We start from the raw sequence: 22,727 nt of genomic DNA on the forward strand, positions 1-22,727 counted from the left end.
TAGCCCCTTCTGTCTTTGATTTCTTTTATTGAAATCAAATCCACCTTCCCTAAAACAAGGGAAGGAGTTTTTAGCTAGTTTTAATACCTTTTATTACTTGCCAACAGTAACCCATTTTCCTTTTGTCCTCACTAAATACTCATTATCATACATGGCTTCTGCTTGAACTCCAGGTAAATAGTAAGTACCCAAATAGGATGCGTTTAGCATAACATTAAAGGTTTTGGTACTCTGTTGTCTTCCTTTTCGTTGTAAATCGAAATAGAAATTAACACGATCATCTCTAATGTCTGTGAATCTGGCTTGGCTGGTTGTAGTATTTCCAAAATCGGTAAAACGTGTATTTACAATTTCCCAACCCGATGGAAATATTTGCGTTAATGCCACATCGTTAATAGCTTCATTTTTAAGATTACTAACTTTTACAGTTGCCACAAAGTCTTGTCCTTGTTGTAGCTCGGTGATGTTAATTCTATTTCCTTTTAAATCTTTATATGAATAGGTTACACTCAAACCACGTTGTTCTGCTAATTCTTGACCTAATGGTAATTTTCCAGAATTTAAAACACGCACATAAACGATGTTATCTTTATTATTCGTGAAAGATAAAGCGTTTTCTCCATCAATAACCTTTAATTCACGTTGTGCAATCGCACTTTTAGAATTTATGGTTGCTGTTTTTCCATTTACGGTATAGTTTACGTTAAGAGCTTTTCCGCCATTGGCGTTTACCATTTTTGCAATAGCTAATAAACTATAAGCAGTCGTTTGCGTACTCATCCAGCGATTACTTGATAAGTCTTTAGCAATATATTGAGATAATTCGCGTCTTTGTGGGTTTTTAGTAAGCACCATTGTTTCTAATGCCATCGCACGATTCCTGTCTACCGAACCATAAGTATAATAGTTATAGCGAATGGGTTTAAAATTAATATTTGCTAATTTCGAAATAGACTCACTGGCTTCTTTTTGTCCTGCCAAGGCATAAGCTGCCGCTAATCGCCATTTGGCTTCGTTTGATATATCACTAAATTCACGTAGTCTATTCATAGCTGCTAAATCTGCTTGTCCAGCTAAGGCTAGCGTATACAGTCTATAAGCTTGCGCTAAATCAGAATTATACGATTTGTAACTTGGTCTCCAATTTCTTGCTGCTTGTTGTTGGTATTTAATCCAATTGCTTTTAAATGTAAGAGGTAAAACAAAACCTTTCTTTTCGGCTTCTAGCATGAAATGACCAGCATAACTGGAGCCCCAGTCGTTGGTGTTATTTTCACCCATCCAATAGCTTAAACCTCCATTTGGTCTTTGAAAATGACCTAAACGTTTGATGCCGTTCTCAATATTATTCTTAATACGTTGCTTTTTATCGTGTGTTAAATCGAAAATATCGTTTAAAAACAACTGCGGAAATACGCTTGATGTTGTTTGTTCCACGCATCCATGTGGGTACTGAATTAAGTATTGCAATCTGCGTGAGAAATCCATTGGAGGCATTGTTGAAAATTCCAGAGTTGCTGAATTTGTTCCGTAAACTCCAAATGTTGAGAATGCAATAGACGCTGATGCTTTTGCTTCTAAAATCTGATCTATTGGTTTTGATGTAATAGGATTTGGATTAATAACATCAAGTTCTACTTTATAAGTTGATTTTTCACCGTTTCCAGTGGCAATAACCTCTACAGTATTAATACCTTTAGCTTTACTAACATCCAATTCAAAGTACGTCATTTGCTCATCTGGTTTAGGAAAACTAAGTGTCTTTGATTTGTTTCCAACAATGGAAATACCATGACTAAGTTTTAAGCTAATTTTTACATTCTTAACTTTAGACTCCATAGCAAAAACAGTTACTGGGAGTGTTACTTTTTCTCCAGGGCTTAATTTCCGCGGAAGCGATGCTAATACCATTAAAGGTTTTTTCACTTCTACAGACTTATCTGTACTTCCATAAGCTTCGGTGGTATTATTTCCAGCAACCACCATCGTTCTTACGGCACCAATGTAATTTGGCATTTTTATTTTATGCGTTTTACTATCACCAGCATCTAAAGTGAATGGACCTAAATAAGTAACCACAGGTTTAAAGCGGTTTGCTTTTTTGTTTTTTCCACCAGCAGCACTGCCATCACCACCTATGGCAAAAACTTGATCTATACTACCAGAATAAGCACCAATAACGTCATCAAAAACATCCCAGGTTTTTACGCCTAAAGCTTCACGAGCATAAAAAGAATTCCATGCATTTGGTGTTTTAAAACGTGTTAAATCTAACAAACCTTCTTCTACCATAGCGATGGTATAAGTCATGGCTTTTTTGTTTTTTTCTGAAACGGTTACTTTAAATTCTTGCTCGGGACGTAAGGTATTGGGCATTTTTAATTCAGGTTCTAGTTTGGTATTCGGATCCTCTACCATCATAGGAATGACTCCAAACAAACGAATTGGTAAATCGTTAGCAGAAATAGCATGTGGTTGTAATAGTGAAATATTGATAAATACATTAGGTGCCATTTCAGAAGTAACAGGAATGTCAACTACGGTTTCCCCTGGTGCTGTTTTTACCCATTTATAATCTAATACTTCTGTGCCGTTTTCAATACTTACCAATGCACGACCTTCACTGCCCGATTGAAAAGTTACTTTAGCTGTTTCGCCTACATTATAGGTTTCTTTATCTGCTGAGAAAACAAGCATTTTTGCAGCACCTTTATCACTAGAAGATGAGTTTTGCCACCAGTTTTTATAAAAATAGGCAGTTCTTCCTGTGGCATGACCACTTACAGGGTCTGTGATTCTTATTAGGTAGCGTCCGCGTTCGCCATCTGGAATCTTTATGTTTAGTGTTGCTTTTCCGTTAGCATCGGTATTTATTTTAGAGTTTAAATAAGGTCTGTGGTAGTTGCTGGAAACATAACTTGATAGATTATCGTAAGACGAATTCCACCACCAACGCCATTCAATTTTATAGACTTTAACCTCTAGGTTGTTTCGTTTTATAGGCCTGCCTTTTGGGTCTACCACCACTACATCAAAGCTTTGGTTTTCATCTGTAAAATAAGAACCATAGGCATTTCCTTTAGGAGAACGTAAACCAACAAAAGACTTGTAAGGTGCATACTGTTTTGTGAAGGCATCTAATGAGAAATCACCACCATTTTCGAAAGCACGTACTAAAAACTGAACATTTAACATGCCAGGAGCATTTTTACCAACTGCAATTTTATTAGTGATTTTAGCGATGCCTTCCTCGTTTACTTTCCCCTTAAAAATATTAATTTCTTCAGTATTAAATTTACGTGTGGGGTCGTTAAACGTATATTTCTTATAATTCTTAAAGCTAGTATAAGAGGTGCTGAATTTTGCTTTTATTTCGGCATTTAAGTTTTTTCCTGGAGCACCATGAAGCCATTTTACTTCTAAATCTCCTTTTAAAGGAGCTGTACTTGTAAGAATATCGTTTTCAAAATCAATTTTAATTTTTAATCGGTTAGGTTTTACCGTTTCAATTTTTAAGCCTTTTTGAAATACTGCCCCACCAACAGAAACTTTAGCATTATAGCTTCCTGTTTTATCTTCTGAAGATGTTGGAACTGTGAATTTGAAAAAGTTATCAATATTATCTGTAGTAACTTTTTTATAAACTAATTTTCCATTAGGATCTGTAATTTCTAGTTTAACAGGATGCTTTTTAGGAAGGTTATTAGCTTGGTCGTTTAACATGAATGCTAAGTGTAATGTGTCTCCAGGTCGCCAAACACCACGTTCACCATAAATATATCCTTTAAGTCCGCGTTGTAATCTATTTCCAGAAACATCAAATTTACTTAGTGATAATGAATTGCCATGATGAAGTTTTATGTAGCTAACGTTATTTCCTTTAGAAACAATAGCAAATGATGCATGTTTTTCAGCATCAATGGTTACTAAACCTTCATTATCTGTAGTTGTTTCTTCTAATTTTTGTTGTTGAAAATTATAAAGTGTTACCGTTGCATTTGCCTCTGGGTTGGTGTTTAAAATATTAGTAACTGCAAAGTAATATGAGTTATTAGTTCCTTGTTTTGCAATGACTCCCAAATTTGAAGCAATTAGGTTTTGAGATACAATACGGTTTTCACTATAATAGGCATCATGACAAGGGTTTTCTCGTTCACGCCAGTTATACGAGTAGTTTCGGTATCTGTAGTTTAGATTATTCCAATAGGCCTCCTCTTTTAATTCTTCATCTTCAATCGTTTCGTTGCTGTAATCGTCTTCATAATATTCATCACTATCTTCATTAGTATTCACTTTTACAACAGCATCGCAATCATACAATGAATGGTTTTTGTTAAAGCTAACTTCTACACGATAAATAGCACCTGGATCGGCTTTAAAAAACTTTGATAAATCAATGCTGTACGCTTTCCATTTTCCTGTGTTTTCAGTTTCTGAGACTAATGGAATTGTTTTTTTTGCAATCCGACGTCCCACTTTTCTAATTTCATGGCTGTTATTACTATTCATGTTATTGTCTTGCAAAAATTGAAGAATATTATCTTCGAAAATTTTAATAACTCTAACATCAACAGCACTCAAGTTAACGGCTTCGAAATTGAATTTTAATGCTTCTGAATTTGGTAAAATACTACCATTACTAATTAAACGTACTTGTGGTTTTAATGCTTCAAAAGCAATAATTTCAGAAAAAGGTTTTTTAAGTTTTAAACCATCTATATTTTTAATGCCTTGAAAGACATTAACATTAATATTACCTACCAATTTAGTATCTGGGTATACTTTTAGTACATTGCCATCAACTACATATTTTGGTTTCTTTACGTTTTGAAGTGTTATTAAGCCATCAAAGTTTTGTTGTTTTTTTAGGGGATCTGAGAAATTAATCAATAGATGCTGTTCTGGTGATTGAATAACATCTGTTTTGGTAATTGTAAAGTTATTTATTCCAGGAATAATTATTTCGTTTTCCCCTTCGTTAGCGGCATCAATGGACTTTCCATCCCAAGAAACAAGAATATGACTATCATCAATTAAACGATTAATACTATCTATTTTAAAATCGAAAATGTTGCTTTTTTCATTAGCTTCATTAAAGACAATATTTAAGTTGTTTCCGTTTTGAGAGGCTTTCACTAATTGCTCGGCCTTTTCTAAAGAAATGATATCTGCTGATTTAATAACGCCCTCTAAATACTGCCATTTTTTACTATAAGATTGAAGATTATTGGTTGTAATATTAAAGCTAGGGGGTATGGTTTTAAACTGAAAAGTATAGGTGTTAAAATCTTTAGGAAGGTCTTTATAAATTTCAGATAGCTTCACTGTAACAGCGTATTCTGTAGATGATTGAAGTGGTTCATCTGGAGTAAACAATAAAGCATGCTTATTGGCTACTACTAACTTTCCTTGCACATGTGGGCTTATAGAAACGATACGATCTGTAATTTCCTGACCCATTTCCCAGCCTTCAACATCTTCGGTTAAATTTATTTCAATGGGACTCATCACCGATGTTAAACCAGATGAGGTATAACTTATGTAATCTTTAAATTTAAAAAGGTTATCAGTTTCAACGACTTTCTTTTTACAGGATGTTGCTAAAACAATAAGTACTACAAAAGTGAATAATTTTTTTAATAGCATAGGGTAGAGGTTTTTAGATGAAAAATGAACTCAAAAAGAAAGTGTAGGTTGTTTCTTGTTAAACTAATTTACGTTCGAATTTTATTCTTTAGATTTTTGTTATATGTTAAATTAATTATAAGATTTTAAGTAGCTAAGTAAACCATAAAGTTAAATAAAACGTATATTTAAAAGCCTCAAATCACATAATTCATGAAAAAAATATTATTAAAAGCAGGACTTGCATTAGCCTTTTTTACCATATTAACTTGCAACACAGCGTGTTCGAAAGACGATTCGACTACCGATGTCGAAATGGAAATAACAACTAATATACTTCAATTAGTAAACGAACATAGATTAAGTATAGGGAAACAAGTTTTAGAGACTAATACTTTGGCGGAAGATTTAGCTGAAGAACACAATATATTCATGATTAGTCAAGGAGAGATCAGCCATGAAAATTTTGATGATCGAGCAGATAGGTTGTTTGATGAGGAAAATGCTAAAGGTGTGGGTGAAAATGTAGCAGCTAAACAAAAATCTGCGGAGGATGTTATGACAGCTTGGTTAGATAGCAAAGGACACAGAGACAATATAGAAGGTGATTTTACACATATAGGTATTAGTGCTATTCAAAACAATGAAGGATATTATTATTACACGCAAATTTTTCTAAAAAAATAATTTTAGCAGATGTCTCAGACTGACTGATATATTATTAATTTTTATAGATACCAATGGATAATTCCCCTGTATCGTTCATTGTTGCTCGGTACATACCCGCAGTATTAAATTCTGCAACCATATTCCCATTTTTATCGATTGCAACAATGCCTCCAGTACCTCCTAATGTTGTTAGTTTATTTTGAATAACTTCTTTAGCAGCTTCTTGCAGAGATAGGTTTTTATACTCCATAAGTGCAGAAATATCGTGAGCTACCATAGCACGAATAAAATATTCTCCCCATCCTGTACTAGAGACTGCGCAGGTATTGTTATTTGCGTAAGTGCCTGCTCCAATAATAGGAGAGTCTCCAATACGCCCCCAGCGTTTATTGGTCATGCCTCCTGTTGAGGTTCCAGCAGCTAAATTGCCGTTTTTATCAAGTGCCGCGCAGCCAACGGTACCAAATTTGGAGTTCTTAATAGTTTCATCATAGAAAGCCATTTTATCACTGTTCTCTAATTCAAGTTTCTCAGCTTCTTTTATTTTTTCAAGTGATTTATAACGTTTTTCAGTATAGAAATAATTAGATTCTACAATTTGTAAACCTTGCTCTTTTGCAAAGGTATTAGCGCCTTTTCCTGATAGCATAACGTGAGGTGAATTGCTCATAACTGCTCTGGCTAAATTTATGGGATTTTTTACAATGGTTGTTCCTGCTGATGCTCCAGCATCTAAGGATTTCCCGTCCATAATAGAAGCGTCATGTTCGTTAGTACCTGTATTGGTAAAAACGGCACCTTTACCAGCATTAAATAAAGGGGAATCTTCCATGATATTGATTGTTTTTTGTACTGCATCAAGACTGGACCCACCATTTTTTAAAATATTATAACCAACTTTAATAGCTTCTTCTAGAGTAGCTTTGTAAGCTGCTTCTTTTTCTGGAGACATGTTTTTTCTTAAAATAGTACCAGCACCTCCATGGATTATTATTGAAAACTCATTTGTTTTTTCATTATTTAAAGGGGCTGTTTTATTTGTATTTGACTCTATTTCAGTGTTGTATTGATAATTCTCTTGAGGATTAGAGTCTATTAATTTACCTTTCTCTTTACAGCTAAAGAACAATAAAGTAATTATTAAAATGTAGATAGATTTTTTCATGAAAATTAAAATTGATTAACGCATTAAAGTTAGCAGTTTTATCATTACCAAATTTGGATAAAAGAGAGTTTTTATTGCTATATTCGCAAGATAATTTTATTATAAATAATAATTCAATAATCAATGCAAGCAATAACAACTGATTTTGGAATAGATAAAGCACTTAAAACTTTAGGTGTAGAAGGTGTAAACGAAGGTACTTCAACAGGTTCAAATAGTTTTTCCAATGGCGATATTATAGAATCTTTTTCTCCTGTAGATGGTCAACTTATTGGTAAGGTAAAAACAACCACTAAGGAAGATTATGAGGTGGTTATGGACAGAGCAACAAGTGCTTTTAAAACCTGGAGAACCATGCCTGCACCACAGCGCGGCGAAATTGTACGTCAGTTTGGTGAAAAACTAAGAGAAAAGAAAGAAGCTTTAGGTAAATTGGTTTCCTATGAAATGGGTAAATCTTACCAAGAGGGGCTGGGTGAAGTTCAAGAAATGATTGATATCTGTGATTTTGCAGTAGGGCTATCCCGCCAGCTTCATGGTTTAACAATGCATTCGGAACGTCCAGGGCATAGAATGTACGAGCAATATCACCCATTAGGTGTGGTTGGGATTATATCTGCATTCAATTTTCCAGTGGCTGTTTGGGCATGGAATACTGCTTTGGCTTGGATTTGTGGAGATGTTTGTGTTTGGAAACCTTCTGAAAAAACACCTATGTGTGGTGTTGCTTGCCAGAATATCGCAGCTGAGGTTTTTAAAGAAAATAACTTGCCAGAAGGTATTTGTAATTTAATTAATGGCAATTATGAAGTGGGTGAGTTTATGACGAAAGATGCTCGTATACCATTAATTTCTGCTACAGGTTCTACCAGAATGGGTAAAATTGTAGCACAGGAAGTGGCAGCGCGTTTAGGGAAAAGTTTGTTAGAGTTAGGTGGTAATAATGCCATTATTGTAACTCCAGATGCCGATATTAAAATGACTGTTATTGGAGCTGTTTTTGGAGCTGTGGGTACTGCGGGGCAGCGTTGTACTTCGACACGACGTTTAATTATCCATGAAAGCATTTACGATCAGGTTAAAAATGCGGTGGTTGATGCGTATAAACAATTACGTATTGGGAACCCGTTAGATGAAAATAATCATGTAGGACCGTTAATTGATACGGATGCAGTAACTATGTATAATAATGCACTGACTCAAGTTGTAGAAGAAGGAGGGAATATTGTTGTTGAAGGGGGTGTGCTCTCTGGTGAAGGTTACGAAAGTGGATGTTATGTAAGACCTGCTATTGCTGAAGCAAAATCTCACTTTAAAATTGTTCAGCATGAAACCTTTGCGCCTGTTTTATATTTATTAAAATATTCGGGTGAAGTTGAAAACGCCATTGCTATTCAAAATGAGGTAGCACAAGGGTTAAGTTCTGCGATTATGACTAATAACTTAAGAGAAGCAGAACGTTTCTTGTCTGTTGCTGGTTCAGATTGTGGTATTGCTAATGTAAATATAGGAACCTCTGGAGCCGAGATTGGTGGTGCTTTTGGTGGCGAAAAAGAAACAGGAGGTGGTCGTGAATCTGGTTCTGATGCTTGGAAAGTATATATGAGACGTCAAACAAATACGATTAATTACACAGCTGAATTGCCTTTGGCGCAAGGAATTAAGTTTGATTTGTAATGCGCTCTTACTTTCAGCTTCACTTTAAAGTGAACTATTAATAAAAAATAAATATTTTAATTCAGCCCAGACAGGTTTTTAAAATCCGTTTGGGCTTTTTCGTGTGAAATGTTGTAAACTAAAGTATTATTGGGAAACCCATAGATTTACTTTGGCAGATTGAAAGCTTGCTTTGTGAAAATTCATGTCAAAAGTTTTTAGAATCTGAAATCGACATGCACTAAAGTGCCTGGATTTAACCGTATTTTGAGCTCAATAAAAATGTTTATGGTGGTTCTAAGTTTCTAATTTTAAACCTTTTTGCTTTTTAAAAGTCTATTTAGTATACTTCAATAGATTATTAAAGTTTTCAATTATGAAACATAAACATATTCAGCATTTATATTGGCGTACAGGTTTTGGTATTTTGCCAGCCCCACTTAATACTTTATCAAAAAATAGTAAAATAGAAATTGTTGAGCATCTTTTTAAAGCTTCAAAAAGTGTTACACCTCTAAAAGTAGATACTTCCGAAATTAATGCTTTGTTTGCCAGCAGATCTGATTTTACAAAAGAAAACAGAAAGAAATTTCAAGAAATTAGTCGAAAAAAGAGGATTGAATTAAATGTTGCATGGATAGGCAGATTAGCAAATACAGACGAACTGCTACGTGAAAAAATGACCTTATTTTGGGCGAACCATTTTGTATGCGAAGACAATAATATTTTATTTATTCAACAGTTTAATAACACATTACGTAAGCATGCTTTAGGCAATTTTAGAGATTTTGTAAAGGCTATTTCAAAAGAAGCAGCCATGACAAAGTATTTAAATACGAAACAAAACAGAAAGCAAAAGCCTAATGAAAATTTTGCCAGAGAACTTATGGAATTATTCACTTTAGGCGTTGGCAATTATACAGAACAGGATATTAAAGAAAGTGCCCGTGCTTTTACAGGGTATAATCATAATTTTAAAGGAGAATTTGTTTTAAGAAAAGCTCTGCATGACACTGGTAATAAAACATTTTTTGGTAAAACAGGGAATTTTGATGGCGAAGCTATTATCGATATCATTTTAGAAAAAGAACAATGTGCCAGATATATTTGTGAAAAAATATACAAATATTTTGTGAGTGATGTTGTTCGTAAAGAGCATATAGATGAAATGGTAGGTGTTTTTTACCCTAATTATAATATTGAAAAACTGATGCGGCATTTATTTCTTTCCGATTGGTTTTATGATGATGAAAATATAGGAACAAAAATTAAATCTCCTATTGAGTTTTTAGTTGGTATAAATGGTATTGTCCCCGTTCAATTTAAAAACTCAAGACAATTGCTATATATTCAAAAAGTATTAGGGCAAACATTGTTAAACCCACCCAATGTAGCGGGCTGGAAAGGCGGAAGAAGTTGGATAGACAGTAATACGATTATGTTTCGGCTAAAATTGCCTTCCGTACTATTGAACAATGCTTATATTTCTAAAATTGAAGCGGATGACTCTGATAGTATGATGGCTATGTCCTCTAAAAATAGAAATAAAAATAACCGATTTAAAGTGGAGGCTAATTGGAATGTTTTTAATACGAATTTTAAAGAAGTGTCTTTAGAAGCATTGGAAAACCATTTACTACAATGTCATATTAATTCTAAAACGGAAGATTATTTACAGTCATTGAAAAAAGGGGCTAAACGAGATTATTGTATTCAGTTAATGTCGTTGCCAGAATATCAAATGTGTTAGTTATGGACAGAAGAAAATTTTTAAAGAATTCAACATTGGCAAGTAGTTTGTTCTTTGTGCCAAGTTTTGTAAAAGCTTTTGAAGAAGTTGCCAGTAGTAGCTTAGGTTATAAACGTTTAGTTATTATTCAATTGTCTGGAGGGAATGATGGTTTAAATACGGTTATACCTTATAGAAACGATATCTATTATAAAGAACGTCCAACCATAGCGTTATCAAAAACCGATGTTATAAAACTTAATGACGACATAGGGTTGCACCCGAGTTTATTGCCTCTAAAACGTTTATACGATAATGGAAATCTTTCTATTATTAATGGTGTAGGGTATCCTAACCCTGTTAGGTCTCATTTTAGATCGATGGACATTTGGCATACAGCAAGTGGCTCTAATGAGTATTTACAAGAGGGTTGGATTGGTCGTTATTTAGACCATTCTGCTAAACATCCGTATCATGCTATTGAATTAAACGAAAGTTTATCTATTGCCTTAAAAGGAAATAAATTTAATGGAATCGCTACACAAAATCCAAAAGTTTTGTATAACATGTCCAGAGACCCTTATTTTAAAAACGTATTGAAACATCAAAACGACGTCCACCTTAGTGAACACAATTTAGGATACTTATATAAATCTATGATATCGGCAGAGTCTTCAGCCAAATATATTTATGAAACAAGTAAAACCGTTTCGGCTAAGGACGGTTACCCGAAAAATCAATTTGGAAATCAGTTAAAAACAACCGCGCAGTTTATTAATTCGGGCTTGCAAACAAAAGTGTTTTATGCCTCTTTAGGCGGATTTGATACACATGCAAACCAAAAAAACACACAAAACAGACTATTAGGTGTTTATGCTAATAGTATAGAAGCGTTTGTTAGTGATTTAAAAGAAAATAATACTTTTAAAGACACTCTAATTTTAACCTTTTCTGAATTTGGCAGACGGGTAAAACAAAATGCAGGTATGGGAACCGATCATGGTGCAGCTAATAATGTTTTTATTATAGGAGACCAGCTAAAAAAACAAGGATTTTATAATGATGTATCTAGTTTAAGCAATTTAGATGATAATGGCGATTTAAAATTCGAAATAGATTTTAGAACCATTTATGCCACCGTTTTAAATAAATGGCTGGAAGTAAATGATAAGGTTGTTTTGAATAAATCGTTTAATCAACTAGATTTTATTTAAGCATAAAAAAAAACCTTGCTTCAATGCCGAATTTTTTCGGGAGAAACAAGGTTTTATTCAAAAGTGATTAATAGCACTGCAAAGCTAACCATTTTTCATGCGTATAAAAAATTTGTAGGTCAAATTTATTAACAAATGTTAACTGTATTTGACTTTTCTTAAAATACGAAGGGATTCTTTGTAAAGATTATATAGCTCATTACTATGGGTTTTTAAATAAGGTTTTGCCTCATTAAGCTTATTAATGGCGTCCTGAAATGAATTAAGGAAACATATAAGGTAAGTTCCAGGTAAATTTTTTAAATCTATTTCTTCTCTTTTTGTGAGCGTAAGTTTCTTTTTAAGTTTTTCTAAAATAGCATTATTGGTGTTATAAATGTGGTGTAGTGCTTTTTTATCAAATTGAGGAGGCTCAAATAATAGCTTTGTATCAATCGTGTAGCTTGCATTGTTTTCGAAACGAATGGTTGTTTCTTCCAATTGATAATATTTATTAGAATTTTGAAGACCAAGATCTACGTATTCAATGATCTTAAAACTATCATCATCAAATGAAATAGAAACTTCATCTAAGGCAGAAAAGAATAAACGCACCTGTTCGTTTATCAACTCGATATCCACTCTGGAAAAGAAAACTTTGTTCTTTACAACCTTTTTTTGTCCTGCCCAACATACTACAAAGTACTCTTTAAAAACTTTATATTGCGCATTGTAGTCTTTACGTGTATTCATAAAATCGAAAACACCATTTAATGTATGTTCTATATTGTTTTGTGCATTATTCTCAATGGCCTCAACAATTTTAGAATTAACATCTTTTATTTCGATATCAAATACCTTGGGCATACTCATACTGCCATCTCTAAAAAACACAGAGCCACCGTAGTATTTCCAAATGTTTTTTCTAAGAGATGTAATTTTACCAGTAGGTCTAATAGTTACTAAGCCGATAACTTTGTTATCAGGAAGGTGTGGAAATGGAATGTTTTCATATTGTACTATTGGAGGGTGACTTAAATAGGCGTTAATAAGGTTTTGTATTTTACTGTCATCAAAAAAATCGACACCAATAATATCATTATCTTCATCTTCAACACCAATAACGATATAAGAGTTGTTTTTTGGATTGCTGTTAGAGAGTGCACAGATATGTTTTAAGAATTTAGCTTTTCCTTCCTTATGACTAATATTTACTTTTCGCTTTTTATCATAAAAACTGTTCTCGTCATTATGAGCTAAGAGATGTTTTATGAGAAGGCGTTTATTAATCATATCTGTCATTCATGCGAAGGCAGGAATCTCATGAATTTTAGTTTATAAATCCTTTTTAACAACCGTACTGCTAGCTTGAGCAGTAGGAAATACCAATAGGTCTGCAATATTTACATGTGCAGGACGTGAAATAACAAAATAAATAATCTCTGCAATATCTTTAGCCTGTAAAGCTTTAAACCCTTTGTAAACGGAGTCGGCAACTTTATCACCTTTAAAACGAACCTGTGAGAATTCGGTTTCTACCAATCCAGGGTTTACAGCTCCTACTTTGATTCCAAATGGATTTAAATCTATACGCATACCTTCTGTAATGGCTAAAACGGCATGCTTACTAGCGCAGTACACATTTCCTTTTGGGTAAACCTCCTTGCCTGCCGAAGAACCAATATTAATAATGTGTCCCGATTGACGAACAGTCATTTGTGGAATAACAGCTTTACTTACATATAGCAATCCTTTCACATTAATATCCATCATAGCATCCCAGTCATCAATATTTCCTTCATTTATAGTGTCTAAACCATGTGCATTACCAGCATTATTTATTAAAATATCAATATTATTAAAAGCGTTAGGGAGTGATTCAATGGCTTGAAGTGCTTTTTCTTTATCGCGCACATCAAAGTTTAAAATATGAACATCAGTTAATCGTTCTAGGGCTTTTTTTATTGTGTTCAGGCGTCCTAAGCGCCTTCCGCATAATACTAAATTAATACCATGTTTTGCAAATTCATAAGCAGTTGCTTCACCAATACCACTTGTTGCTCCTGTAATTAGGGCTGTTTTTTTCATTTTATCAATATAATTAAAAGACATTTTTTCGTGTTTTTTACAGTTTATATGTCTTTTTTAGCAATTCACGTATAAAAATACTTAAAACTGGTTTAAAATTGTATAATTGTTTTGAAATTATAATTAATCCTTGGCTGTTAGTTTGTTACAGGTGATAGGAATGGTAGTTTTTAACTTGCATTTCTAAAATGTAAACTATTTAAGTATAGTTTTAGTTCATAGAGACAAACTTTAGCTTCAAAACCAGATATTTATGAGAATTATAAATAAGTTAAAATTACCCCTGCTTTCTATAGTGTTTATTTCTCTTTTTGGATGTAATAATTCGGAATCGAATAAAGAAAATTTACCAGCACCAACCATTACTATTAAATTAGTAGATGAATCTGGAAATTTTGAAGCAGTAAATGTTGATGTGGTTGATGTTATGGTTAAAATGAATGACGATAAAAGTGAATGGATACCACTTGATTTAAATGCAAAGACCTTAAACTCGCTTAATCTTACTAAAGGGACTAATAAAGTTTTAGTAAATAAATCTGCTATTCCTGCTGGAAACCTAAAACAAATTAAACTGGTGTTAGGAGATAATAATACCATTGTTTTTAAGAATGGTTTTGATATAGATGAGACACTTGATTTAAAAACAACAATGGCGCAACGGTCTGGTTTAAAATTAAAGTTAGATGCATTAATAGAAGCAGGTTTTACTTATGATTTTGTTTTAGATCTCAATGTTGATAAATCGGTTGTGTTTTCAGGAAAACCAGGAAATATTAGTTTAAGTCCGATAATGAGATCCATGACAGAGGTAAGTTCTGGAATTATAGAAGGCGCTGTGTCTCCTGCAGACGAACCAACCATAGTTTCTGTAAAAGATACTAAGGGAACACCAGAAACAGATGATGACGAAATTATATCTGCATATACTAATTTTGTAGGCTATTTTGCGCTTTGGGGAGTTCCAACAGGAACGTACGAGGTTGTACTAACACCAGTAGATTCAAATTCTAAATATAAAGTAACAACGATCTCTAATATAGAAGTGGTTAATGGACAGGTTACAGTGCTTCAACCTGTTCTATAGATTTAGTATTAAAACCTGTTGAAACATATAGGTTTACTGTAACAGATTAATAAAAAAAAGTAAAAACAAAAAGAGTAGTTTCGAAAGAAACTACTCTTTTTGTTTTTAAGCAATTATTAACGAAGTTTCTTAAATATTTTAACCAATTATTAACAGGATAAAAAGAAAAATTTTAACAATTTGCATGGCTCAAATAAGCTTATTATATTCGAGCTTTAAAAAATAAAGAAGATGCAAGAAACAGGTACAATTGATATTAAGACAATTAACGAAAAAATTGAAAAAGAAAGTGCTTTTGTTGATTTACTGATGCTAGAAATGAATAAAGTAATTGTTGGCCAAAAATATATGGTTGAACGCTTACTTATTGGATTATTAGGTCGAGGACATATATTACTTGAAGGTGTTCCGGGGTTAGCAAAAACTTTAGCAATAAATACTTTGGCACAGGCAGTAGACGGGAGCTTTAGTAGAATACAATTTACGCCAGATTTATTACCTGCAGATGTAACAGGTACATTAATTTATAACATGAAGCTTAATGATTTCTCAATAAAAAAAGGACCTATATTCGCTAATTTCGTGTTAGCAGATGAGATTAATAGAGCACCTGCTAAAGTACAATCGGCTTTACTTGAAGCTATGCAGGAAAAACAAGTAACTATTGGAGATGAAACTTTTGTATTAGATAAGCCATTTTTAGTGATGGCAACGCAAAATCCAGTAGAGCAGGAAGGAACATATCAGTTACCAGAAGCTCAAGTAGACCGTTTTATGTTAAAAACGGTTATCGATTATCCAAAAATTGATGAAGAGCAAATGATTATGAGAGCAAATCTTAAAGGCGCTTGGGATAAAGTAAACCCTGTGGTTTCTGTTTCTCAAATAATAAAAGCTCAAGAGGTTGTTCGAGAAGTGTACATGGATGAGAAAATTGAAAAATACATTTTGGATATCATATTCGCAACGCGATATCCAGAAAAATATAAACTTGCAGATTTAAAACCTCTTATTTCTTTTGGAGCATCGCCACGTGGAAGTATCAATTTAGCAACTGCAGCTAAATGTTATGCCTTTATCAAACGTAGAGGCTACGTAATTCCTGAAGATGTTCGTGCTGTTGTTTACGATGTATTAAGACATAGAATAGGGATTACCTACGAAGCTGAAGCTGAAAATGTGACTTCTGTAGACATCATTAACAAAATTGTAAACGAAATAGAAGTACCATAGAATTTTAGATTTTAGAATAACGAATGACGATTTAGGAAATCGTAAATCAAAAATCTACTATCGTAAATCAAAAAATGGATACTAAAGAATTACTAAAAAAAGTACGAAAAATAGAGATTAAGACACGCCGTTTGTCTGATCATATATTTGGAGGCGAATATCATTCAACCTTCAAAGGACGCGGTATGACTTTTAGTGAAGTGCGCCAGTATCAATTTGGTGATGACGTTCGAAATATAGATTGGAACGTTACAGCACGTTATAGCGAACCTTATATAAAAGTTTTTGAAGAAGAGCGAGAGCTTACCATGATGCTTATGGTAGATATATCTGGTTCCGAGTTGTTTGGTACAGAACAGCAGTTTAAAAACGAAGTGGTTACAGAAATAGCAGCAACACTGGCTTTTTCGGCAACCCAAAACAATGATAAAATAGGGCTTATCTTATTTGCTGATAAAGTAGAACTTTACATTCCACCTAAAAAAGGACGTTCGCATGTACTTCGTATTATTCGAGAACTCATAGAGTTTAAGCCAGAAAGTAAGCAAACGAATTTAGTAGAAGCTTTAAAGTTCATGCAAAACGTGATGAAGAAAAAAGCCATTGTGTTTGTGTTATCCGATTTTATTGTAGACGATTATCATCAAACAATGAAAATTGTTTCAGGAAAACATGATGTTACAGGAATACGAGTTTACGATAAGCATGAAGAAAGCATACCAAACTTAGGGATGGTACAAATGCAAGATGAAGAAACAGGAGAATTAATGTTAGTAAATACGTCATCAAAAAAGGTAAGACTTAATTATGGTAAATTCTATCAAGAAAAAGTAACTTATTATAAAGAGAGTTTTAAAAAATCTGGTGCAGGGGCTATTGATTGTCGTGTTGATGAAAGCTATGTAAAAAAACTTCTAGGGTATTTTAAAAGAAGAGGATAAATAATTTAGGATTTATGATGAGAGATTTACGATTTACGAATAAAAAAACTATAACCTGTGGTCTTCCATATAAGGTCGTTTGGTCTATATTCTTTGGTCTATATTCTTTTTTCTCTTTTGGTCAAGTTACTTCTGCAATCGATTCTACATCTATAAAAATAGGAGAACAAATTACTTACCATATTCAAGTAGAAACAGATACAACTAGTCTGGTTGTTTTTCCAGAAGGGCAAACGTTTTCGCCTTTAGAAATGATCGAATCTTACGAAATAGATACTGTAAAAAGCAGCGATAAGTATAACCTTATTAAGAAATATGGATTAACACAATTTGATTCAGGACACTATACCATTCCGAGACAAAAAATAATTATTGGAGACAAAACCTTTTTTACCGATTCTTTAAAAGTTGAGGTTAATAATATAGTAGTAGACACTGTTAAACAAGGATTGTATGGTATTAAGCCTTTTATTGAAGTGAAAAAACCTTCAAGTAATTGGTGGAAATATCTATTACTTACACTATTAATAATTGGTGTTGTAGCCTTTTTATTGTTTTGGTTTATATGGAGAAAAAAACCATTAACAGAAGAGGAAGAAATAGCATTGCTTCCACCATATGATAGAGCTAAATTAGCCCTTAAAAAGTTAGATAAAAGTCATTATTTAGAATCCTCAGAATTAAAAGAGTATTATTCAGAATTAACAGGGATCATCAGGAAATATTTAGATGAAAAGGTGTATGATCATTCTTTAGAAAGTACCACCGATGAACTTGTAAGTAGACTTCGATTACTTAAAGAAGGGAATCAAATTGATTTAAGTCAGGAAACCATTAAAAATATTGAAAGTATTTTAAAACGAGCTGATTTAGTAAAATTTGCAAAGTCTGCTCCAGATGTTGCTTTAGCAGAATTAGATAGAAATACGATTGATAGTGAAATAGATCATGTAAAAGAAGTGTTGCCAGAAGCGACAGAAGAAGAGAAGCTTTTAGACGAAGAATATAGAGAAGCGTTAGAACGTAAAAAAACGCGAAAAAAAATCATTATAACCGTAGGCATTAGTGTGTTTTTGCTACTAGCAACTTTAGTGGGCTTTTCAATGAAATACGGTTTTAGTTATGTAAAGGATACTATTATAGGACATGAAAGTATTGAGCTTTTAGAAGGCGAATGGATAACTAGTGAGTACGGTATTCCTCCAATAACCATTTCAACACCAAAAGTATTGAAAAGAATGGATTCTGGTTTGTCGGAAGAACAAGCGCAACAGATTGATATTACCATGTTTGGGTATGGTAGTTTAATAGGTGAATTTAATATTGTAGTTGCTACCTCTAAGTATAAGAATTTAGGTGAAAATAAAATAGATTTAGAAAAGTCTATAGATGGGAATTTGAAAACTCTTGAAGCTGCAGGTGCGCAAAACATCATAACAAAGAAAGATGAGTTTGTAACTCCAAATGGCGCTGAAGGACTAAAAGTTCATGGGCCTTTGGAAATGTCTGTACCTAACTCAGACAAAGTTGAAAAAGGGAAGTATGTTGTTTTAGCATTTGCATCAGAAAATGTTGTACAACAAGTACTCCTTTTTTGGAAGCAAAATGATGTTTATGCAGATCAAATAGTTGAGCGAATTTTAAATTCAGTAGAACTTAAAAAGGCAGAAGAATAATGTTTGAGGGAATCGAATTTTTAAATAAAGAATTTTTTTGGTTGTTATTAGCACTTCCATTAGCTATACTGTGGTATGTTTTTAAGAATAAAAAACAAACAGCAGAACTTAAAATATCAAGTTTAAAAGGTTTTAAGCTTACTAATTCCTGGTTGCCAAAATTAAAGCACCTATTGTTTGCTTTGCGTTTGTTAGCATTGACTTTATTAATTGCAGGATTAGCAAGACCTCAAACGGTAGATGTCTCAACAAAAACAAAGACCACAAGAGGGATAGACATTGTTATGGCCATAGATGTTTCTGCGAGTATGTTAGCCAAAGATTTATCACCAAATAGATTAGAAGCATTAAAAAAAGTAGCAGCAGAGTTTATTAAAGGCAGACCTAATGATAGAATTGGCTTGGTGGAATATGCAGGAGAGAGTTATACAAAAACGCCAATTACAAGCGATAAGGCTATTGTACTAAGATCTTTAAAGGATATAAGGTATAATAATATTATAGAAGGAGGAACAGCTATAGGGATGGGCTTAGCAACATCGGTAAACCGATTAAAGGATAGCAAAGCAACAAGTAAAGTAATTATCCTATTAACCGATGGTGTTAACAATTCTGGGTTTATAGACCCTAAAATTGCCAGCGAATTAGCGGTTGAATATGATATAAAAACATACACAATTGGTTTAGGAACTAATGGAATGGCTTTATCTCCAGTAGCAATAGATCAGAGAACAGGTGATTTCCAGTACGCACGTATTCAAGTAGAAATTGACGAGGTATTACTTAAAGAAATTGCCAATGTTACAGGAGGTAAATATTTTAGAGCAACCAATAATAGAAAGCTAGAAGAGATCTATGATGAAATTAACAAGCTAGAAAAAACAGAAATAGAGGAATTTAAATTTTATAATTACGAAGAGAAATACCGTTCGCTAGTATTATTAGCAGGATTATTACTCCTCATAGAATTGTTATTGCGTTTTACGGTTTTTAGAAGTTTTGTTTAAAAGACATTAAGTTTTGGAGTTTAAAGTTTAAATATTGGAATTTAGAAGAAAATGTATCAATTAGAAGAGAAAATATGGTTTTGGGTATTAGGTGTTATTCCAGTAATAATCCTATTCTTTTTGGTGCTTCAGTTTTGGAAATACAAAGCACAAAATAAGTTTGCTGATAAAAAATCACTTAAAAGATTAAGCCCAAATACCTCATTGTTTAAATCAATTTTAAAAGTAGTTGTTTTAAGTTTGGCTTTTGCATGTTTAGCAATCGCATTGGTAAACCCTAAAATAGGCACAAAATTAGAAACAGTTAAAAGAGAAGGTGTTGATATTGTTTTTGCAGTCGACGTATCTAAAAGTATGTTGGCAGAAGATATTGCTCCAAATAGATTAGACAAATCGAAACAACTCGTTACACAAATTATTAATAACCTAGCGAGCGATCGTGTTGGTATTATAGCTTATGCAGGAAAAGCATTTCCGCAATTACCCATAACAACAGATTATGCATCGGCTAAAATGTTTTTACAAAGCATGAATACCGATATGTTATCATCACAAGGAACTGCCATAAATGAAGCTATTAAGCTGGCAAAAACATATTTTGATGATGAAGAACAAACCAATCGTGTGCTTGTTATTATCTCGGATGGAGAAGATCATAGTGAAGAGGCTATAGCCATAGCAGAAGAGGCTAATGAAGAAGGGATACGAATATTTACTATAGGTGTGGGTGATATAAAAGGAGGTCCCATTCCAGAAAAGCGAAATGGCATTGTATTAAATTATAAAAAAGATAATCAAGGAGAAACAGTTATCACGAGATTAAACGAAGAAACTCTTAAAGCTATTGCAGAAGAGGCCAATGGTGCTTATATAAATGGAAAAAACACAGATAATGTTGTAGAAAATATTCGTGAGATTCTAAATAGCATGGATAAAACAGAATTTGAAGCAAAACAATTTGCCGATTTTAAAGATCAATTTCAATGGTTTTTAGGATTTGGTATATTCTTTTTGCTTTTAGATGTTTTCCTATTGGAGCGTAAAACAGCTTGGTTAAAGAAGTTGAATTTATTTAATGAGAATTTATAAATTTTTTAACGAAGATAAAAGAGAAGGTTTTATATCTTAGAAATTAGAATAAACAATATTGTACTAGATACAAGTTAAAGTGTCTCAATAAATAAAAAAATGAAAATGAAGATTTTTACAATATTAATGCTTTTATGTACAACAGTATTTCCTTGTATGGCTCAAGTTGTTGAAAAAGACACTGATATTTCTCCGTTATTAATAAGCGAAAAAGTTCCTAATGTAAGTGTGACTTCAATAGAAGGGAATAACGTGCCTTTAGAAAAAATATTAAAGGAACAACCTTCGGTTTTGCTTTTTTATAGGGGTGGGTGGTGTCCGTATTGCAACAGACATCTTTCTGCTGTTGGTGAAATTGAGGATGAGATTAATGCACTTGGATACCAGATAATTGGTTTTAGTCCAGATTCTCCCGAAAAATTAAAAGCCTCTAAAGAAAAAGGAAACCTTACATACAAACTTTTTTCAGATGGAAATGGAGAACTAATAAAAGCTATAGGGATCGCCTTTAAAGCTCCCGAACGTTATGCCGATAAGCTTAACAAATTTTCAGGAGGGCTTAATTCAGGTTTCCTACCTGTTCCATCGGTATTTGTTGTAGATACAGAAGGCACTATACTCTTTGAGTATATCAGTCCTAACTATAAACAAAGAATAAGTTCTAATATGTTATTAGAAATATTAAAGCAATTAAAAGAAAAATTAGGCAGATGAAACAAGTATTATTAATTACGTTAGTATTATTTGTGTCTTTATCTTTTTCACAGGAAAAGCAGGATAAAGAAGAATTGTTGGCTTTAAAAAAAGCGAATAGTTATATATATGAAGGGAATAATTTAATTACTGAAAATGATGATTTTGTTTCTGGAGAAATGGCATACAGGCAAGCTATTTCTAAGCAACCAAATTCCATGGCTGGAGTTTACAATCTAGGAAATGCTTATTACCAAAAAGGGAATTATGAAGAAGCTCTTTACCGCCATGAACAAGCAGCAAAAGCAACTACTTCAAAGTTAGAAAAGCATAAAGCTTATCATAACATTGGTAATATTTTAATGCAAAATAAAAAATGTAAAGAAGCTGTTGAAGCCTTTAAAAATGCTTTGAGAAATAACCCTACAGATAATGAGACACGTTACAATTTAGGGATAGCAAAGGTTTGTGCAGAAGAACAAAAAGATCAAGAAGACGAAAATAAAGACGATAAGAACAAAGACGAGAATAAGGACGATCAAGATAAGAAAGAGAACGAAGACAAAAAAGATAAGGAAGGCGACGATAAAGAGGATAAAAAGGACGAAGGCGATGAGGAGAAAAAAGAAGGTGAAGATGAAAAAGATGATAAAGGAAAGCCTAAAGACGAAAAAGAAGATAAAGGTAAAGAGGGCGATGATAAAAAGAAAGAACAGCAAAAGCCTAAACCACAACCAGGACAGATGTCGCCACAACAAATAAAGAATTTATTGGAAGCCATGAATAATCAAGAACAAAAAGTTCAAGAGAAAATGAATGAAGCAAAAGAAAAAGGGGTAAAAATAAAAACTGAAAAAGACTGGTAACCCAAAGAAA

General features: G+C 33.0%; 16 protein-coding genes. 12 read left to right on the top strand and 4 right to left on the bottom strand.

The features are described 5' to 3' along the window. Positions 1–93: 93 nt before the first annotated feature. The gene (locus Q4Q40_RS15795) at positions 94–5,646 is read right to left on the bottom strand and encodes an alpha-2-macroglobulin family protein (RefSeq protein WP_303302873.1); all 5,553 of its coding nucleotides are present in this window, start codon (positions 5,644–5,646) and stop codon (positions 94–96) included. Between the two features lie 192 nt (positions 5,647–5,838). Between Q4Q40_RS15795 and Q4Q40_RS15800 the strand changes: the two genes are divergently transcribed. Then, complete coding sequence (locus Q4Q40_RS15800; protein ID WP_303302875.1) at positions 5,839–6,312, top strand: CAP domain-containing protein; 474 nt, start codon at positions 5,839–5,841, stop codon at positions 6,310–6,312. Between the two features lie 34 nt (positions 6,313–6,346). On the opposite strand, the gene Q4Q40_RS15805 is transcribed toward Q4Q40_RS15800, so the two are convergent. Continuing rightward, positions 6,347–7,459 carry an isoaspartyl peptidase/L-asparaginase family protein gene (locus Q4Q40_RS15805; RefSeq protein ID WP_303302876.1) on the bottom strand — a complete coding sequence of 371 codons (1,113 nt, stop codon included), beginning with the start codon at positions 7,457–7,459 and terminating at the stop codon, positions 6,347–6,349. A gap of 123 nt (positions 7,460–7,582) precedes the next feature. Here Q4Q40_RS15805 and amaB point away from each other — a divergent pair, with 123 nt between their 5' ends. The 3 genes from amaB to Q4Q40_RS15820 all read left to right on the top strand — a co-directional run bounded on the left by amaB (position 7,583) and on the right by Q4Q40_RS15820 (position 12,058). Next, complete coding sequence (amaB, locus tag Q4Q40_RS15810) at positions 7,583–9,136, top strand: L-piperidine-6-carboxylate dehydrogenase (protein ID WP_303302877.1); 1,554 nt, start codon at positions 7,583–7,585, stop codon at positions 9,134–9,136. 355 nt (positions 9,137–9,491) lie between these two features. Continuing rightward, complete coding sequence (locus tag Q4Q40_RS15815) at positions 9,492–10,865, top strand: DUF1800 domain-containing protein (RefSeq protein WP_303302878.1); 1,374 nt, start codon at positions 9,492–9,494, stop codon at positions 10,863–10,865. 2 nt (positions 10,866–10,867) lie between these two features. Continuing rightward, positions 10,868–12,058, top strand: coding sequence for a DUF1501 domain-containing protein (locus Q4Q40_RS15820; protein ID WP_303302879.1), 1,191 nt, complete (start codon positions 10,868–10,870; stop codon positions 12,056–12,058). Between the two features lie 138 nt (positions 12,059–12,196). Here Q4Q40_RS15820 and Q4Q40_RS15825 read toward each other — a convergent pair whose 3' ends face one another. Beyond that, positions 12,197–13,330 carry an ATP-binding protein gene (locus Q4Q40_RS15825; RefSeq protein ID WP_303302880.1) on the bottom strand — a complete coding sequence of 378 codons (1,134 nt, stop codon included), beginning with the start codon at positions 13,328–13,330 and terminating at the stop codon, positions 12,197–12,199. Between the two features lie 42 nt (positions 13,331–13,372). Next, complete coding sequence (locus Q4Q40_RS15830) at positions 13,373–14,125, bottom strand: SDR family NAD(P)-dependent oxidoreductase (RefSeq protein WP_303302964.1); 753 nt, start codon at positions 14,123–14,125, stop codon at positions 13,373–13,375. A gap of 253 nt (positions 14,126–14,378) precedes the next feature. Between Q4Q40_RS15830 and Q4Q40_RS15835 the strand changes: the two genes are divergently transcribed. The 8 genes from Q4Q40_RS15835 (at position 14,379) to Q4Q40_RS15870 (ending at position 22,717) form a co-directional block, all read left to right on the top strand. After that, the gene (locus Q4Q40_RS15835; protein ID WP_303302881.1) at positions 14,379–15,212 is read left to right on the top strand and encodes a DUF4382 domain-containing protein; all 834 of its coding nucleotides are present in this window, start codon (positions 14,379–14,381) and stop codon (positions 15,210–15,212) included. Between the two features lie 231 nt (positions 15,213–15,443). Next, positions 15,444–16,445: an AAA family ATPase gene (locus Q4Q40_RS15840; RefSeq protein WP_303302882.1), complete on the top strand. Its 1,002-nt coding sequence runs from the start codon at positions 15,444–15,446 to the stop codon at positions 16,443–16,445. A 74-nt stretch (positions 16,446–16,519) separates the two neighbouring features. Then, the gene (locus Q4Q40_RS15845) at positions 16,520–17,386 is read left to right on the top strand and encodes a DUF58 domain-containing protein (protein ID WP_303302883.1); all 867 of its coding nucleotides are present in this window, start codon (positions 16,520–16,522) and stop codon (positions 17,384–17,386) included. Positions 17,387–17,400: 14 nt separating this feature from the next. Then, a complete protein-coding gene (locus Q4Q40_RS15850; RefSeq protein ID WP_303302884.1) occupies positions 17,401–19,062 on the top strand; it encodes a BatD family protein in 1,662 nt (553 codons plus the stop codon). Continuing rightward, entirely contained in the window at positions 19,062–20,069 is a 1,008-nt protein-coding gene (locus tag Q4Q40_RS15855; protein WP_303302885.1) for a vWA domain-containing protein, read from the top strand. Before Q4Q40_RS15850 ends, Q4Q40_RS15855 begins: the two co-directional genes overlap by 1 nt. A 51-nt stretch (positions 20,070–20,120) precedes the next feature. After that, positions 20,121–21,158 (top strand): VWA domain-containing protein, encoded by a 1,038-nt coding sequence (locus Q4Q40_RS15860; RefSeq protein ID WP_303302886.1) that lies wholly within the window; start codon positions 20,121–20,123, stop codon positions 21,156–21,158. A gap of 105 nt (positions 21,159–21,263) precedes the next feature. Next, positions 21,264–21,872, top strand: coding sequence for a peroxiredoxin-like family protein (locus Q4Q40_RS15865; protein WP_303302887.1), 609 nt, complete (start codon positions 21,264–21,266; stop codon positions 21,870–21,872). After that, positions 21,869–22,717: a tetratricopeptide repeat protein gene (locus tag Q4Q40_RS15870; RefSeq protein WP_303302889.1), complete on the top strand. Its 849-nt coding sequence runs from the start codon at positions 21,869–21,871 to the stop codon at positions 22,715–22,717. The genes Q4Q40_RS15865 and Q4Q40_RS15870 overlap by 4 nt, the downstream gene beginning before the upstream one ends. The last annotated feature ends 10 nt before the right edge of the window (positions 22,718–22,727 follow it).

The organism is Flavivirga jejuensis (assembly GCF_030540765.1).
Classification (GTDB): Bacteria; Bacteroidota; Bacteroidia; order Flavobacteriales; family Flavobacteriaceae; genus Flavivirga; species Flavivirga jejuensis.

Bases quoted from the DNA above. Each gene is read 5' to 3' on its own strand.
- Q4Q40_RS15820 (WP_303302879.1), top strand. From the start codon at position 10,868: ATGGACAGAAGAAAATTTTTAAAGAATTCAACATTGGCAAGTAGTTTG.
- Q4Q40_RS15805 (WP_303302876.1), bottom strand. From the start codon at position 7,459: ATGAAAAAATCTATCTACATTTTAATAATTACTTTATTGTTCTTTAGC.
- Q4Q40_RS15860 (WP_303302886.1), top strand. From the start codon at position 20,121: ATGTATCAATTAGAAGAGAAAATATGGTTTTGGGTATTAGGTGTTATT.
- Q4Q40_RS15795 (WP_303302873.1), bottom strand. From the start codon at position 5,646: ATGCTATTAAAAAAATTATTCACTTTTGTAGTACTTATTGTTTTAGCA.
- Q4Q40_RS15800 (WP_303302875.1), top strand. From the start codon at position 5,839: ATGAAAAAAATATTATTAAAAGCAGGACTTGCATTAGCCTTTTTTACC.
- Q4Q40_RS15855 (WP_303302885.1), top strand. From the start codon at position 19,062: ATGTTTGAGGGAATCGAATTTTTAAATAAAGAATTTTTTTGGTTGTTA.
- Q4Q40_RS15830 (WP_303302964.1), bottom strand. From the start codon at position 14,125: ATGAAAAAAACAGCCCTAATTACAGGAGCAACAAGTGGTATTGGTGAA.
- Q4Q40_RS15815 (WP_303302878.1), top strand. From the start codon at position 9,492: ATGAAACATAAACATATTCAGCATTTATATTGGCGTACAGGTTTTGGT.
- Q4Q40_RS15845 (WP_303302883.1), top strand. From the start codon at position 16,520: ATGGATACTAAAGAATTACTAAAAAAAGTACGAAAAATAGAGATTAAG.
- Q4Q40_RS15870 (WP_303302889.1), top strand. From the start codon at position 21,869: ATGAAACAAGTATTATTAATTACGTTAGTATTATTTGTGTCTTTATCT.
- Q4Q40_RS15865 (WP_303302887.1), top strand. From the start codon at position 21,264: ATGAAGATTTTTACAATATTAATGCTTTTATGTACAACAGTATTTCCT.
- Q4Q40_RS15840 (WP_303302882.1), top strand. From the start codon at position 15,444: ATGCAAGAAACAGGTACAATTGATATTAAGACAATTAACGAAAAAATT.
- amaB (WP_303302877.1), top strand. From the start codon at position 7,583: ATGCAAGCAATAACAACTGATTTTGGAATAGATAAAGCACTTAAAACT.
- Q4Q40_RS15825 (WP_303302880.1), bottom strand. From the start codon at position 13,330: ATGATTAATAAACGCCTTCTCATAAAACATCTCTTAGCTCATAATGAC.
- Q4Q40_RS15835 (WP_303302881.1), top strand. From the start codon at position 14,379: ATGAGAATTATAAATAAGTTAAAATTACCCCTGCTTTCTATAGTGTTT.
- Q4Q40_RS15850 (WP_303302884.1), top strand. From the start codon at position 17,401: ATGATGAGAGATTTACGATTTACGAATAAAAAAACTATAACCTGTGGT.